At 49.6% G+C, this 15833-nt stretch carries 14 protein-coding genes; 6 read left to right on the plus strand and 8 right to left on the minus strand.

Annotation, left to right across the window (positions count from 1 at the left end; translation table 11 throughout):
* Window positions 1–30: 30 nt before the first annotated feature.
* Entirely contained in the window at window positions 31–411 is a 381-nt protein-coding gene (panD, locus tag MPHASIOC01_RS22465) for an aspartate 1-decarboxylase (protein WP_064598882.1), read from the plus strand.
* 59 nt (window positions 412–470) lie between these two features.
* Here the strand turns inward: panD and MPHASIOC01_RS22470 are convergent, their stop codons facing one another.
* The 3 genes from MPHASIOC01_RS22470 to MPHASIOC01_RS22480 form a co-directional block, all read right to left on the minus strand.
* Window positions 471–911 (minus strand): PTS sugar transporter subunit IIA, encoded by a 441-nt coding sequence (locus MPHASIOC01_RS22470; protein ID WP_064598880.1) that lies wholly within the window; start codon window positions 909–911, stop codon window positions 471–473.
* A gap of 119 nt (window positions 912–1030) precedes the next feature.
* Window positions 1031–1801 carry an ABC transporter permease gene (locus MPHASIOC01_RS22475; RefSeq protein WP_036106091.1) on the minus strand — a complete coding sequence of 257 codons (771 nt, stop codon included), beginning with the start codon at window positions 1799–1801 and terminating at the stop codon, window positions 1031–1033.
* Window positions 1798–2724: an ABC transporter ATP-binding protein gene (locus MPHASIOC01_RS22480; RefSeq protein ID WP_064598878.1), complete on the minus strand. Its 927-nt coding sequence runs from the start codon at window positions 2722–2724 to the stop codon at window positions 1798–1800. Before MPHASIOC01_RS22480 ends, MPHASIOC01_RS22475 begins: the two co-directional genes overlap by 4 nt.
* Window positions 2725–2830: 106 nt before the next feature.
* Here MPHASIOC01_RS22480 and can point away from each other — a divergent pair, with 106 nt between their 5' ends.
* Entirely contained in the window at window positions 2831–3493 is a 663-nt protein-coding gene (gene can, locus MPHASIOC01_RS22485; protein ID WP_064598876.1) for a carbonate dehydratase, read from the plus strand.
* Between the two features lie 84 nt (window positions 3494–3577).
* On the opposite strand, the gene hpt is transcribed toward can, so the two are convergent.
* The gene (hpt, locus tag MPHASIOC01_RS22490; RefSeq protein ID WP_064598874.1) at window positions 3578–4114 is read right to left on the minus strand and encodes a hypoxanthine phosphoribosyltransferase; all 537 of its coding nucleotides are present in this window, start codon (window positions 4112–4114) and stop codon (window positions 3578–3580) included.
* Between the two features lie 193 nt (window positions 4115–4307).
* On the opposite strand from hpt, the gene MPHASIOC01_RS22495 reads away from it, so the two are divergent.
* On the plus strand, window positions 4308–6692 hold the full coding sequence (locus tag MPHASIOC01_RS22495; RefSeq protein WP_353613322.1) for a glucose/quinate/shikimate family membrane-bound PQQ-dependent dehydrogenase: 2385 nt from the start codon (window positions 4308–4310) through the stop codon (window positions 6690–6692).
* A 120-nt stretch (window positions 6693–6812) separates the two neighbouring features.
* Here MPHASIOC01_RS22495 and cueO read toward each other — a convergent pair whose 3' ends face one another.
* The gene (gene cueO / locus MPHASIOC01_RS22500; protein ID WP_064598869.1) at window positions 6813–8426 is read right to left on the minus strand and encodes a multicopper oxidase CueO; all 1614 of its coding nucleotides are present in this window, start codon (window positions 8424–8426) and stop codon (window positions 6813–6815) included.
* 148 nt (window positions 8427–8574) lie between these two features.
* Here cueO and MPHASIOC01_RS22505 point away from each other — a divergent pair, with 148 nt between their 5' ends.
* The 3 genes from MPHASIOC01_RS22505 (at window position 8575) to speD (ending at window position 10705) form a co-directional block, all read left to right on the plus strand.
* On the plus strand, window positions 8575–8922 hold the full coding sequence (locus MPHASIOC01_RS22505; protein ID WP_064598867.1) for a YacC family pilotin-like protein: 348 nt from the start codon (window positions 8575–8577) through the stop codon (window positions 8920–8922).
* 107 nt (window positions 8923–9029) lie between these two features.
* Window positions 9030–9896: a polyamine aminopropyltransferase gene (speE, locus tag MPHASIOC01_RS22510; RefSeq protein WP_064598865.1), complete on the plus strand. Its 867-nt coding sequence runs from the start codon at window positions 9030–9032 to the stop codon at window positions 9894–9896.
* Window positions 9897–9910: 14 nt separating this feature from the next.
* Window positions 9911–10705: an adenosylmethionine decarboxylase gene (gene speD, locus MPHASIOC01_RS22515; RefSeq protein WP_064598862.1), complete on the plus strand. Its 795-nt coding sequence runs from the start codon at window positions 9911–9913 to the stop codon at window positions 10703–10705.
* Between the two features lie 204 nt (window positions 10706–10909).
* Here the strand turns inward: speD and murP are convergent, their stop codons facing one another.
* The 3 genes from murP to acnB all read right to left on the minus strand — a co-directional run bounded on the left by murP (window position 10910) and on the right by acnB (window position 15764).
* A complete protein-coding gene (gene murP / locus MPHASIOC01_RS22520) occupies window positions 10910–12355 on the minus strand; it encodes a PTS N-acetylmuramic acid transporter subunit IIBC (protein ID WP_353613323.1) in 1446 nt (481 codons plus the stop codon).
* Window positions 12356–12643: 288 nt separating this feature from the next.
* Entirely contained in the window at window positions 12644–13006 is a 363-nt protein-coding gene (gene yacL / locus MPHASIOC01_RS22525) for a protein YacL (protein WP_064598858.1), read from the minus strand.
* A gap of 160 nt (window positions 13007–13166) precedes the next feature.
* Entirely contained in the window at window positions 13167–15764 is a 2598-nt protein-coding gene (acnB, locus tag MPHASIOC01_RS22530; protein WP_353613324.1) for a bifunctional aconitate hydratase 2/2-methylisocitrate dehydratase, read from the minus strand.
* Window positions 15765–15833 lie beyond the last annotated feature (69 nt).

A 15833-nucleotide genomic window follows, 5' to 3' on the forward strand; every position in this document is an offset into this window, starting at 1 on the left:
CCGTCAGTCAATGCCACAAAGGTTTAAACTATGATTCGCAAAATGCTGCAAGGCAAACTCCATCGTGTCAAAGTGACGCTGGCAGACTTACATTATGAAGGGTCCTGCGCCATCGACAAAGATTTCCTTGAGGCGGCCGGGATCCTTGAGTACGAAGCCATTGATATCTATAACGTCACCAACGGGAAACGTTTTTCAACCTACGCCATTGCCGGCGAGCGCGGTTCGAAAATCATTTCGGTAAACGGTGCCGCAGCACACTGTGCAGATGTCGGCGACATTCTGATTATCGCCAGCTATGTGGATGTGCCTGATGAGCAGGCCCGCGACTGGCACCCGAAAGTGGCTTATTTCGATGGTGACAACGAAATGAAACGCCTGGCAAAAGCTGTACCGGTACAGGTCGCCTGATTAAGTGTTTCCAGGGTTGGTTGAACCAGCCCTGGTTCATAGAACAAGCGCCCGCTTCGCTAGCTATGTGAACCAGGTTTAATAAGGACAAACGGTGGGTTTTTCTGCTGTTGGTGCCATAAGCTGGTTACGCTACCACCCCCTGCCGCCACAATTTGCTGGCGAAATTGCTCACTGGTCAGAATTTCTCTGGCTGGCAACATGGCCTGTAACAACGCCAGTGAAATACCACAAATAACCTCGCATCCTGGGTGTTTATGGCTTAACAATGCGGCTGCACGATAAGGTGGCGCAGATGGCAGGTCGGTTAAAAAAATCACGCCATCGCCGCTGTCGGTATTATGCAACGCATCACACATAGCACGGCTGAGCATATTATTACTCATTTCGGGCCAAAAATTCACCGTACAGCATTGTGGCAACACACCTGCCTGTGCTTCCAGCGCATCCCGAATTTCCAGTGCCATATTGTTATGGCAGGTAATTACCCAACCCAGCATCACCCATCCTCCTGAAGTACCATACCAGTGTGCCAGACGGGAATAATGATGTTGTGACGTTTATCAATAATGGTCGGTTTCCCCGGCAAAATATTACCGGGGAAGAAGGAAGCACTAACCTAACTGCGCAGACCTCGCCCACGCTGAATTAAAAACCAGCATAACGCATAAAATAATGCAATAAAGCCAACTAATACCGCTACAGTGAAGCTCAGCGAAACATCAGCAATACCCAGAAAACCAAAGCGGAAACCACTTATCATGTAAACGATAGGGTTCAGGTGAGATAATCCGCGCCAGAACGGCGGCAATAAAGTCAGGGAATAAAATACCCCGCCCAAATACGTTAACGGTGTCAGCACGAATGTAGGAATCAGGCTGATATCATCAAACGTTTTGGCAAAAATAGCATTCAGCAAACCAGCCAGTGAAAACAGGATAGTGGTCAGTAACAGTGTCAGGGCAACAAATAACCATGAATGCACCTGAAAAGGGACAAAGAATAACGAAACCGCCGTTACCAATACCCCCACACACAAGCCACGCGCCACTCCTCCGCCGATAAATCCGGCGATCACAACATGAGTCGGTACCGGAGCAACCAGCAATTCCTCAATATTACGCTGAAATTTTGCACTGAAGAATGATGAGGCCACATTCGCATAAGAGTTGGTGATAACCGACATCATAATCAACCCGGGTACGATAAACTGCATATAAGTAAACCCATGCATTTCACCAATACGCGAACCAATCAGGTTACCGAAGATAATGAAGTAGAGCGTCATGGTGATAACAGGTGGCACCAGTGTCTGAACCCAAATACGCATAAAGCGGTGGATCTCTTTGGTCCAGATACTTTTTAACGCAACCCAATACAGCTGCATCATTCCTGGCCTCCTTTTTTCTCATGCACCAGCGTAACGAACAGCTCTTCCAGGCGGTTTGCCTTGTTACGCATACTTAATACCTGAACACCCTGTTTGCTTAACTGGCTGAACACACTGTTTATCCCTTGTTCCCGCAAGATTTCTACTTCAAGCGTTGCGGTATCAACCAGACGATAATTGTAACCATCCAGCACAGGCAGTGGGCTTTTCGGTGCAAGATCCAACAGGAAAGTCTCAGACTTCAGTTTAGAAAGCAGCGCCTTCATTGAGGTATTTTCAACTAACTCACCACTTTGAATAATCCCAATATTGCGGCACAGCATTTCTGCTTCTTCCAGATAATGAGTTGTCAGGATAATTGTCGTCCCCTGATCGTTCAGATCCTTCAGAAACCCCCACATTGAGCGGCGCAGTTCAATATCAACGCCCGCTGTCGGTTCATCGAGAATCAATAAGCGCGGCTCATGCATCAGCGCACGGGCAATCATCAGGCGTCGTTTCATCCCGCCCGATAACATTCTTGCGCGCTCGTTGCGTTTGTCCCATAGATCCAGTTGGGTGAGATATTTTTCACTGCGTCGGAAGGCTTCGTGGCGTTCAACCCCATAATATCCCGCCTGGTGAACCACAATTTGCTGAACGGTTTCAAAGGGATTGAAGTTAAATTCCTGCGGCACCAGGCCCAATTGACGTTTGGCATTCACAACGTCCCGGTCAAGGTCATACCCAAACACTCGTACCAGTCCTGAGGTTTTATTTACGAGAGAGCTGATAATGCCAATAGTGGTTGATTTACCTGCGCCATTTGGTCCGAGCAGTGCATAAAAGTCACCGGCTTCAACGGTTAAATCAATGCCGCGCAGCGCCTGAACACCACCCGGGTAGATTTTTTTGAGTTTTTCTAACTCAAGTGCATACGTCATAGGTTACCAATTACCTTGATTATTACACTGTCTGTGTGGTTTAACATAAAATCGAATTGCTTATTGTAGTCCAATGCGTCTATCTGTTGACAGGTCAGAAACCTCCATGAAAGATATTGAAACACTCATCAGCAATAACCGTGTCTGGTCCAGGTTATTAAAAGAAGAAGAACCTGGATTTTTTGAACAACTGGCACTGTCTCAAAAACCACGCTTTCTATGGATAGGTTGCTCCGACAGCCGCGTTCCTGCTGAACGCCTGACCGGGTTGGAACCCGGAGAAATATTTGTGCATCGCAATGTTGCAAATCTGGTCATTCATACTGATTTGAACTGTCTCTCTGTTGTCCAGTACGCAGTCGATGTGCTGGAAGTCGAACACATTATTATTTGCGGCCACTATGGCTGTGGTGGTGTACAGGCCGCTGTCGAAAACCCGGAATTAGGGTTAATAGATAACTGGTTACTGCATATTCGAGATATCTGGTTCAAACACAGCACACTACTGGGAGAACTTCCACAAGAACGCCGGATGGACACCTTGTGTGAGCTGAATGTGATGGAGCAGGTCTATAACCTGGGCCACTCAACCATTATGCAATCCGCCTGGAAGCGCGGCCAAAAAGTCGCCCTTCATGGCTGGGTTTACGGGATCCATGACGGTTTACTACGCGACCTGGATGTCTCCGCCACCAGCCGCTCTGGCCTTGAACAACAATACCGTAATGGTATTTCCAACCTTAAGCTCACACACCACAGCCACAAATAATAGCAAAAGGGGCGTGATTCGCCCCTTTCCTATTTGTGCTAAACACAGCGATGCTAAGCCTGAATTATGTAAACGCCGTTAGTATCACTCATCCAGCAAAGTGACTTTACCAATATATGGCAAGTGGCGGTAATTTTGCGCGTAGTCAATGCCGTAGCCCACCACGAACTCATCCGGAATAGAAAAACCGACATACTCCACATTCACGTTCACTTCGCGGCGTGATGGTTTGTCCAGCAAAGTACAAATAGCCAGCGATTTTGGCTCACGCAGGCTCAATATTTCACGTACTTTACTGAGGGTATTACCCGAGTCGATAATGTCTTCCACAATCAAAATATCTTTACCGCGGATATCTTCATCCAGGTCTTTGAGAATTTTGACATCACGCGTACTGGACATGCCGCTGCCGTAACTGGAGGCAGTCATAAAGTCGACTTCATGCGGAACATGAACTTCACGGCACAGGTCAGCCATAAACATAAATGACCCGCGCAACAACCCAACCAGCACCATTTCATTACCCCGACCACGGTAATGCTCAGTGATCTGACGCCCTAACGCTTCAATTCGCGCCTTGATTTCCGCCGCCGGAATCATCACTTCAACAGTATGTTTCATTTCTATAACCATATGATTTAAATATAAATCATTAAATGCCAGTCACTTCTCAGCCAGCATCATGAATTTGCCGGGGAAGTATAACAGCAAACGCTGTTTAACGCTCAGCCGGATCAAAAAGCAAATTTTGTGATGCATATCACATTTGTTAATGACTATAATTAAATACGTCTTAATTATTAAAAGAGTGTTTATGTCTGTAAATAAAGAAGCTACGCAGTCACGTTGGCTCGTCATCATTACGGCACTGTTTGCATTATTAACAGGGTTGTATTTGTTGATTGGCGGGATTTGGCTCGTCGCCATTGGCGGCTCCTGGTACTACCCCATTGCGGGTATCGTAATGTTACTCACCGCAGCACTGGTATGGCGTGGCAAGCGCTCCGCTCTTGTGTTGTACGGGGCATTCTTACTTTGCACCATGATATGGTCTGTCTGGGAAGTGGGTTTCGATTTCTGGGCACTGACACCACGCTGCGATATTCTGGTGTTCTTCGGCATCTGGTTAATTTTGCCTTTCATCTGGCGTCGCCTTGCCACACCTTCGTCACTGGCTGTTCCCACTTTGGGCGTCAGCCTGGTGGTAAGCGGCATTATTCTTGGATGGGCGATTTTCAACGACCCGCAAGAAATCAATGGTACGCTGAGCAATGACACCACTTCCGCCACACAGCAAACCAGCACAGTGTCTGACGGGGACTGGCCTGCTTATGGGCGTACTCAGGAAGGGCAGCGTTACTCCCCTCTCAAACAAATTAACGACACCAATGTTCATCAGTTAAAAGAAGCCTGGCGCTTCCGGACTGGTGACCTGAAAACAGCCAGTGATCCGGTAGAAATCACTGATGAAGTCACCCCGATTAAAATTCGTGACACGCTTTATCTGTGTACTCCGCATCAGCGCCTGTTTGCACTGGATGCCGCAACAGGGAAAGAGAAATGGTCGTTTGACCCACAACTGAAAACCGACCCGTCATTCCAGCATGTGACCTGTCGTGGTGTGTCTTACCATGAGGCAACCCCGGAGAACGCACCAGCAGATGTGGTTGCCGACTGCCCGCACCGCATCCTTCTGCCTGTGAATGACGGGCGGCTGTTTGCCCTGAATGCAGACACTGGTAAGTTGTGCGAAACCTTCGCCAACAAAGGTGTGCTGAACCTGCAAACTAACATGCCGGTTACCACGCCGGGTATGTACGAACCCACTTCGCCACCCGTTGTTACTGACAAAGTGATTGTGATTGCGGGCGCTGTAACCGACAACTTCTCAACCCGTGAACCGTCCGGCGTAATTCGTGGTTTTGATGTAAATACCGGGAAACTGGTTTGGGCATTTGACCCGGGTGCCAAAGACCCGAATGCTATTCCGGCAGATGAACATCACTTTACGCTGAATTCACCTAACTCCTGGGCTCCGGCCTCTTACGATGCCAAACTGGACCTGGTCTATTTGCCGATGGGTGTCACCACGCCGGATATCTGGGGTGGTAACCGTACGCCTGAGCAGGAGCGTTATGCCAGCAGCATCGTCGCGTTGAATGCATCGACCGGTAAGCTTGCCTGGTCATATCAAACTGTTCACCACGACCTGTGGGATATGGACATGCCAGCCCAGCCGACACTGGCTGATATCAAAGATAAAAATGGCAATACCATTCCGGCAATTTATGCTCCTGCGAAAACCGGTAATATCTTTGTGCTCGACCGCCGTACGGGTAAACCTATTGTGCCGGCACCGGAAAAACCGGTTCCTCAGGGTGCAGCTAAAGGTGATCATGTTTCCCCCACTCAGCCGTTCTCTGACCTGACTTTCCGCCCGGCCAAAAAACTGACAGGTGCGGACATGTGGGGCGCGACAATGTATGACCAGTTAGTCTGCCGCGTAATGTTCCACCGTCTGCGTTATGATGGCATTTTCACTCCACCATCAGAGCAAGGTACGCTGGTCTTCCCGGGTAACCTTGGCATGTTTGAATGGGGAGGTATCTCCATTGATCCGCAACGCCAGGTGGCGATTGCTAACCCAATGGCGTTGCCTTTCGTCTCCCGCCTGGTTCCACGTGGCCCGGGTAACCCAATGGAGCCGCCGAAAGATGCCAAAGGTTCAGGCACTGAATCCGGTATTCAGCCCCAGTACGGCGTACCTTATGGCGTCACGCTGAACGCTTTCTTATCGCCGTTTGGTCTGCCGTGTAAACAACCGGCCTGGGGTTATATTTCCGCTCTGGATCTGAAAACCAACCAGGTTGTGTGGAAGAAACGTATTGGTACCGTGCGTGACAGTTCACCTGTTCCGCTACCTTTCCGGATGGGCATGCCGATGCTCGGTGCACCCATTTCAACAGCAGGCAATGTTCTGTTCATCGGTGCAACCGCAGATAACTACCTGCGTGCTTACAACATGAGTAACGGGAAAAAACTCTGGGAAGCACGTCTGCCAGCAGGTGGCCAGGCAACACCGATGACATATGAAGTCAATGGTAAGCAGTATGTTCTGATAGCCGCAGGCGGACATGGTTCGTTTGGCACCAAACTGGGGGATTATATTATTGCCTGGGCACTGCCAGACCAGAAATAACCTGCTGTATGACTGATAACATGCAGAATTAAGGCGGAATATCATTCCGTAACCAATAAAAGAGCCGGTCGCCTCAAAAGAGTGACCGGCTCTTTTCAATAACAACTGTTCTCGGGTTGCTTAAACCTCGCCGACAGTAAAGCCCAGCATCATGCCCGTATCTTCGTGTTCTAACAGGTGGCAATGTGCCATGTAAGCATGTTCCGCACTGGCGACATAATCAAAGCGCACCAGTACTTCGCTGCGCCTGCCTTCTACCCGAACAGTGTCCTTCCATCCCCGGCGATGCTCAGCAGGTGGCTGGCCATTTTCAGTTAATATCCGGAATTGCATGCCGTGAATATGGAAAGGATGCAGCATCATGTCGCCTTCCCCGGAGATAACCCAGCGTTCATATCGCCCTTGTGGGACATGAAACGCCGGGTGATGCATATCGAAAGCTTTACCATTAATACGGTTGGCGGTATAGAGATCAAATGCCTCCTGCCCCATTGCTGAATTACTCATATGATGGGTTTGTGGCATTCCTTGCATGCCAGACATCCCCTGCATGCTGTTCATATCACTGGCATGATGCATGTTCATGCCTGCCATGTTCCCACGGCCCATGGCCTGCTGACCATATTTGTCTTTCAAAGCCTGCATGCCCTGGCTGTCTAACCGTGGGTCCATACTCAATGTCAACACACGCTGAGTCAGCCCTTCAAGGGCAGGTAGTGCAGGTAATGCCACCAGTGTATCGGGTAAATCCCCCGATGCCGGAATACGCAGTGGGCGAATACCAACGACCGGGCAGGGCTTATCAAAGGGCGGTAATGTCATGCCCATTTGAGTGACCGGGAGAGTGACCAGGTCAAAAGGGGTACCATCACTGGTATCCACCATGATTTCAAAGCGCTCTCCCATTAATAGCGGCAGGGAAGTGGTTTTGACAGGTTCAGGTAATAACCCGCCATCGCTGGCTATCACGTAGAAAGGGCGATTATCACTGGCGGCAATTGTCAACGAACGCGCATTACAGCCATTCAGTAAACGCAGCCGTAACCAGCCTCGTGGTGGCGCATGTTGCGGGTATTCGGCACCATTACACAATAATGTATCGCCAAACCAGCCGACCGCCGCTGTCATCATATCCAGCTGATAATCTATTTCTCCGGCAGTAGTAAAACGCTTGTCCTGAATAATCAGTGGTACATCATCAATCCCCCACTGCTTCGGTAGTCGCAATGCTCCCTGTGCAGCATCATCAATCAGCACTAATCCGGCCAGCCCCATCGCGACCTGCTGGCCTGTATGTTTATGGTAATGGGGATGAAACCAACAAGTGGATGCAGCCTGGTCAGGCGTGAAAGTCACCGTTCGGGTTTCCCCTGGTGCGATAATCCCTTGCGGGCCGCCATCCACACTGCCAGGAATTGCCAGCCCATGCCAGTGCACAGTCGTGGGTTGTGAAAGTGCATTATGCATTTCCACTGTTACCTCAGTCCCTTTATTCAGTGCCAGCGCCGGTCCCAAAAGATTGCCGTTATATCCCCAGGTTGTGACCTGCTTCCCATTAAAAAGTGTTTTCCCGGCCTGAATCCGTAAGCGAATTTTACCGTGGATATCCGCCTGGAGCAGGTCTGGTACCGGCAATGCCGGGCGCTCAGAAAGGACAGGCATTCTGGCCCAGGTGGGTATTACGCTCAGTGCGCCCAAAGCAGCTGAATACTTAATAAACTCACGACGTCGCATTCTTTTCTCCATTGCAGGTGATGACATAATGAGCGCAGTCTAAACCCTGACCTAACAGGAAGGTCAATCTGCGTTAAACACAAGAAATCACTTCCCGAATACTGTAAATATGCTAACGTTTTATTTCCGCAATCACGTGGTCAGAGCAATGAAGACGTTTGTTAAAATAACCATCCTGGGATGTTTGTTAGCTTTCTCCTCCGCCAGTCAGGCATTGAATGAAGCAGAAGCCGAAGATATGGCTGATTTAACAGCTGTATTTGTATACTTAAAAAATGATTGCGGTTATCAGGATTTACCTAATGACCAAATTCGCCACGCTCTGATTTTCTTTGCACAGCAAAATCAGTGGGACCTGAGTAATTACGACAGTTTTAATATGAAAAAAATGGGGGAAGAGAGTTACCGCGATTTAAGTGGTATTGCGATTCCCACCGCTAAAAAATGCAAATCGTTGGCCCGTGACTCACTGAGCCTGCTGGCCTACGTAAAATAGCCCACCTCTGGCCCCTTTGTTGAAATAATGACCGTGCATGCGCGGTCATTGTTCGTTATGATGTTGCGCCCATTTTATCCGGGTGTTAATGAAGGAGGTGCCAACACATGGCTGAAAATCGCCAGTGGCATGAAACGCTACACGATCAATTTGGTCAGTACTTTGCTGTTGATAATGTGCTGTACCATGAAAAGACAGATCACCAGGATCTGATTATCTTTGAAAATAGCGCATTTGGGCGCGTAATGGCGCTGGATGGCGTGGTACAAACGACTGAACGCGATGAGTTCATTTACCACGAAATGATGACTCATGTCCCTTTGCTGGCCCATGGCCAGGCAAAACATGTGCTGATTATCGGTGGTGGTGATGGCGCGATGTTACGTGAAGTTTGCCGCCATAAAAATGTTGAAACCATTACAATGGTGGAAATTGATGCGGGCGTAGTGTCTTTTTGCCGCCAGTATCTGCCACACCATAACGCCGGTGCCTATGACGACCCACGCTTTAAGCTGGTCATTGACGATGGCGTGAATTTTGTTAACCAAACCACGCAAACGTTTGACGTTATTATTTCTGACTGTACTGACCCGATTGGCCCCGGAGAAAGCCTGTTTACTTCCGCGTTCTACGAAGGGTGTAAACGTTGTCTCACGCCTGGGGGTATTTTTGTCGCCCAAAATGGTGTTTGCTTCCTGCAACAGGATGAAGCTATTGGCAGCCACCGCAAACTGAGCCATTACTTTGGTGATGTCAGCTTTTACCAGGCCGCTATCCCCACCTATTACGGTGGCGTAATGACATTTGCCTGGGCGACTGACAATACGGCTCTGCGCCATCTGCGTACCGAAATCATTCAGTCGCGTTTCCGCCAGGCCAGCCTGACTTGTCGCTATTACAACCCGGCAATTCACACTGCGGCGTTTGCCCTGCCCCAGTATTTACTTAACGCCCTTTCCGGCCCCGATTCCTGAGGAGGTGAGCGAAATTGAAAAAGCTGAAACTACATGGCTTTAATAATCTCACTAAAAGCCTGAGTTTTTGTATCTACGATATTTGTTATGCCAAGACACCCGCTGAGCGTGATGGCTATATTGCTTATATTGATGAGTTGTATAACGCCAACCGTTTGACAGAGATTCTGAGCGAAACCTGTTCAATTATTGGCGCTAATATTCTGAATGTTGCCCGCCAGGATTATGAACCGCAGGGTGCCAGCGTGACAATTCTGGTCAGTGAAGAACCCATTGACCCACTACACATTGATAAATCTGAAAATCCAGGGCCACTGCCTGAAGCCGTCGTTGCTCACCTGGATAAAAGCCACATTTGCGTGCACACTTATCCGGAAAGCCATCCCGAAGGGGATTTATGTACTTTCCGTGCAGATATTGAAGTCTCTACTTGTGGTGTTATTTCTCCCCTGAAGGCACTGAATTACCTTATCCACCAGTTAGAATCCGATATCGTCACCATTGACTACCGCGTCAGGGGCTTTACCCGGGATATTAACGGCATGAAACACTTCATCGACCATGAGATAAATTCTATTCAGAATTTTATGTCTGAAGATATGAAGTCGCTGTACGATATGGTGGATGTGAATGTTTACCAGGAGAATATCTTTCACACCAAGATGCTGTTGAAAGAATTCGATCTGAAACACTATATGTTCCATACCCGGCCAGAAGATTTAACCGCCGCAGAACGTAAAGTGATAACAGATCTGTTATGGAAAGAGATGCGCGAAATTTATTACGGGCGCAATATTCCGGCAATGTAAAGGTAACAGGTTAAAGCCTTGCTATATGCAGGGCTTTAAATTTTTTCTCTGAGCCAGAGATAACCCAAACATTACCTTTCTGGATGGCTTATTTTTTATCCGGATAAACCTGACAGAAACACGACCAGTTTTTCTGCCGTATCACTATCCGTATCACTTTCTATCGTGCACAGCCTGAGCAGTTGTCAGCCACTGCCCTCGTTCTTAAGTCAGATCAACGTCTTTATAACCAAAGAACCATGTGAGGATAAAACCGCATGCATAGGAGATTAATATACCCGCTGCGTAAACGCCCATTCCCGCATAAATACCCAGGCTGGATGTCATCAGCGGCAACGAAACCAAACCTGATGGACCGAACACGGTATTCAGACCAATTGGCAATCCCAGCCAGGCAACCATGCCAATAAAAAAGCCGCCGCAGGCACCACCAAGACAGGCAGTCACAAACGGTTTAACACGGGGTAGCGTCACAGCATAGATCAGCGGTTCACCCACGCCCAGCAGACCGGGGATAATCGCCCCCTTCACCTGATTACGCGTTACGGAATCTTTCCCCGCCCGGAAGTACAACGCTAATGCCGCGCCAACCTGCCCGCCACCGGCCATAGCCAGAATCGGGAATAAGGAGTTGAAACCCTGCGCATCCATCAGCGCGAAATAAACCGGGATAAAACCCTGATGTACACCAAAGACCACTGCTATCAGGAACAGGCCAGCCAGTACCGCGCTGCCAAATGGGTTACCGTTCAGATGCAGGAACAGCCAGGACATACCTTTAAACAGCTCGCCGCCAAACGGCATAATCAGCGTAAAGGTCAGCATACCAGTGATAAGCAGTGTCAGTAGAGAAGTGACTATCATATCGAGGTTATCCGGGACAATCTTGCGGATTTGCCGTTCGATCCACGCCCCCAGAATCGCGGCAATCAGCACGCCGACAATATTGCCGCGTGGGTCTATCCCCATGCCGAAGAAGCTATCGATACCGGAGAAATAACCCACTGTCGCTTCCGGGTTGTAACCCAGCAGAAACAAAGACGCAATGATCGCCCCGTTGACCCCCGAACCGCCAAACGCTTTCTGCGCGTTATACCCAATCAGGATCGGCAGAAAGGTGAACAGGCCCTTGCCGAAGATTTTCATGTAACCAACGATATGCACGATGGCCGCATTTTTTACCGTAGCATCCACCAGCAGAAGTTGTTCGATTAAGGTCGCAAAGCCCAACAAAAGCCCGGCGGCGATAAAGCCCGGGATCAGTGGAGTAAAGATAGTGGCAAACCTTGCGAGGAACTGATGTACCACACTATTTTGCTTTGCTTTCATTTTTTGTTTCGTGTCGCTTGCAACAGAGCTAACGCTCTGCAGAGCGGCAGAAGCGGAATCGCTGCCACTGGACAGCATTCTGTTCATCATCTCGGCGGCACTCTGCGCTTTGCCGGGGCCAAGAATAATTTGCAGTTGGCCGTCGGAGTTAATCACGCCCAAGACGCCATCCAGCACTTTAAGTTTACTGTGTTTGATAAGTTGATCGTTAACGAGCGTCAGGCGCAGGCGGGTCATGCAATGCCCACAGTTCTGGATATTATCTTTATTGCCCACCAGTTCCAGGATTGTAGCGATGAATTGTTCCGTCATCTTAGCCATTACCAGACCTCCATATTGGCTAAAGCGTTGCGAATAGATTCAGCTGGTATCGTTAAGCAGCTGTCTGGCCTGTTGCGCGCTCAACTTGCCCAATACCATGACAATGACCATTTTACAGTGGTTGTTTATGGGCATGCTCCAGCGTAACAAAAGCGAAGGAATGAAAATGATTGAGCAAAGCCGCAATCTGGTTGAGAGATTAACCTTACAGCACTGGCCCCCATTTCTGAAAAAAACCATACGCATCCCGCATATTTCGCCAAACTAAGCTAAATGAGGGCTAACGGCTTATTTTCCCGCTAAAAAGCGTTTATACGCGGCGACAACCTGTAAGAAATCCTCAACACCACACATCGCCAGGCTTTCTTCGTCGTAGTAACTCATCCCTTCTTCGATTTCATCGCCCGAAAAATCCAGTTGGTTGGCCCGCACCATTACTTCTTCACCATCCAGCCACAACGTGTATTCATGCCCGGTCCGTTGCCAGTGGCGCTCACTCCCTTTTACTGTGCGCGCAGCCTGCTCTACTTCATCAAGCAACACCAGGTTCTCTTTCACTTCTTCGTTAAACCAGTGACCGATTGCCTCATGCCCCATTGACATACGCACTTTTACCACGCCAGTAACATCCCGCATAAATTCATAGTCCATAATGTGTTCCTCTCTATGCGTGCCCCAACCTGCAGGCGGGCTTTGACAACGCTATTATCTCAGTCAAACACCAGAAAAAAAGCGGGGACGGTGACAACTTAAAAAAAAGAATCCCTCCCCCCGAAGGGAAAGGGATTCTACAGTATGGCAGAGCTGAAAGTCAGACTGCAGTCTGGAAAATCACGCCACCTGCTTTTTCCGTATACTGACTGAGACGGTCAAAGTTCAGGTAACGGTAGGTATCTGTCGCGGTCTTATCGACTTGCTCCATAAAGGCCTGGTATTCCTGAGGTGTCGGCAATTTGCCAAGCAGCGATGCAACCGCAGCCAGCTCTGCAGATGCCAGGTACACATTCGCCCCAGTACCTAAACGGTTCGGGAAGTTACGAGTAGAAGTCGATACAACCGTCGCCCCGTCCGCAACTCGCGCCTGGTTACCCATGCACAGTGAACAGCCTGGAATTTCAATACGGGCGCCACTCTTACCGAATACGCTGTAGTACCCTTCTTCTGTCAGCTGTGCGGCATCCATTCGTGTTGGCGGAGCAACCCACAAACGCGTTGGCAACTGGCCTTTATGGCTGTCGAGCAACTTACCGGCTGCACGGAAGTGGCCGATATTGGTCATGCAGGAACCAATAAAGACTTCATCAATTTTGCTGCCAGCCACATCGGACAACAGGCGCGCATCATCCGGGTCATTCGGTGCGCACAGAATCGGCTCTTTGATCTCATCCAGATTAATGTCGATCACAGCGGCATATTCCGCATCGGCATCACCTTCCAGCAACTGCGGGTCGGCCAGCCATTTTTCCATACCCTGAATACGGCGTTCCAGAGTACGGCGGTCACCATAACCTTCCGCGATCATCCATTTCAGCAGAACAATGTTGGAATTGAGGTATTCAGTGATCGGGTCTTTATCCAGCTTGATAGTACAGCCCGCAGCAGAACGTTCTGCAGAGGCATCCGCCAGTTCAAATGCCTGTTCAACTTTGAGTGTGGGCAGACCTTCGATTTCCAGAATACGACCAGAGAAGATGTTTTTCTTACCTTTCTTCTCAACCGTCAACAGCCCCTGACGAATAGCGTACAGCGGAATGGCATGCACCAGATCACGCAAAGTGATACCCGGTTGCATTTTCCCGGAGAAACGCACCAGCACAGATTCCGGCATATCCAGCGGCATAACGCCAGTTGCAGCAGCGAAAGCCACCAACCCAGAGCCAGCCGGGAACGAGATCCCAATCGGGAAACGCGTATGGGAATCTCCGCCGGTACCAACGGTATCCGGCAGCAGCATTCGGTTCAGCCAGGAGTGAATAATACCGTCGCCTGGACGCAGGGACACACCGCCACGGTTCATAATAAAATCTGGCAAGGTATGATGAGTTTGTACGTCAACCGGTTTTGGATAGGCGGCAGTGTGGCAGAATGACTGCATAACCAGGTCAGCGGAGAAACCCAGGCATGCCAGGTCTTTCAGCTCATCACGGGTCATCGGCCCGGTGGTATCTTGTGAACCAACAGATGTCATTTTTGGTTCGCAATACTGGCCTGGACGGATACCGGCAACACCACAAGCACGGCCAACCATTTTTTGCGCCAGGGAGAAACCACGGTTACTGTCAGCGACATCTTTCGCTTTACGGAACACATCGCTGTGTTCAAGGCCCAGGGACTCACGCGCTTTGCTGGTCAGCCCGCGGCCAATAATCAGCGGGATACGCCCACCGGCACGCACTTCATCCAGCAGAACATCCGTCTTAAGTTCAAAGGTGGCCAGTACTTCGTCGGAGTCATGGCGGCAAACCTCACCTTTATACGGGTAGATATCAATGACATCGCCCATATTCAGGTTTGATACATCCACCTCAACAGGCAGCGCACCGGCATCTTCCATGGTGTTGAAGAAGATTGGGGCAATTTTGCCACCCAGGACAACCCCACCACTGCGTTTGTTAGGCACACCCGGGATGTCATCCCCCATGAACCACAAAACGGAGTTGGTTGCAGATTTACGCGATGAACCTGTACCTACAACATCCCCGACGTACGCCAGCGGGAAGCCTTTTTGTTGCAGCGCTTCAATCTGTTTAATCGGGCCGACGCTACCAGGCTGGTCAGGCTCAATACCATCGCGGGCGTTTTTAAGCATAGCCAGAGCATGCAATGGGATATCCGGGCGGGACCAGGCATCAGGTGCCGGCGACAGGTCATCGGTGTTGGTTTCACCCGTCACTTTAAATACAGTAACGGTGATTTTATCAGCCAGTTTCGGGCGGGACAGGAACCATTCGGCATCAGCCCAGGACTGAACAACCTGTTTAGCGAAGACGTTGCCATTTTTCGCTTTTTCTTCAACGTCGTAAAAATTGTCAAACATCAGCAGGGTGTGAGACAGCGCTTTAGCAGCAACCGGGGCCAGCTTCTCATTGTCCAGCGCTTCCACCAACGGATGGATGTTATACCCCCCTTGCATTGTGCCAAGGAGCTCGACAGCTTTTTCAGGAGTAATCAGTGGAGAGGTCGTTTCGCCTTTAGTAATAGCAGCAAGGAAACCTGCTTTGACGTAGGCGGCTTCATCAACACCCGGAGGGACTCGGTTGGTCAGTAAATCTAACAAAAATTCTTCTTCACCCGCAGGCGGGGTCTTCAGCAGCTCTACCAGTGCGGCCATCTGGATTGCATCCAGCGGTTTCGGTACAACACCTTCTGCAGCACGCTCAGCTACGTGCTTACGGTATTCTTCTAGCACGACGGTTCTCCTCGCTCTCATTGTCATATCGGCACCGGACGCTCCTCTTCACTTTCCGATGAGACCTCA

This window comes from Mangrovibacter phragmitis (genome assembly GCF_040429585.1).
In the GTDB taxonomy this organism is placed as follows: domain Bacteria; phylum Pseudomonadota; class Gammaproteobacteria; order Enterobacterales; family Enterobacteriaceae; genus Mangrovibacter; species Mangrovibacter phragmitis.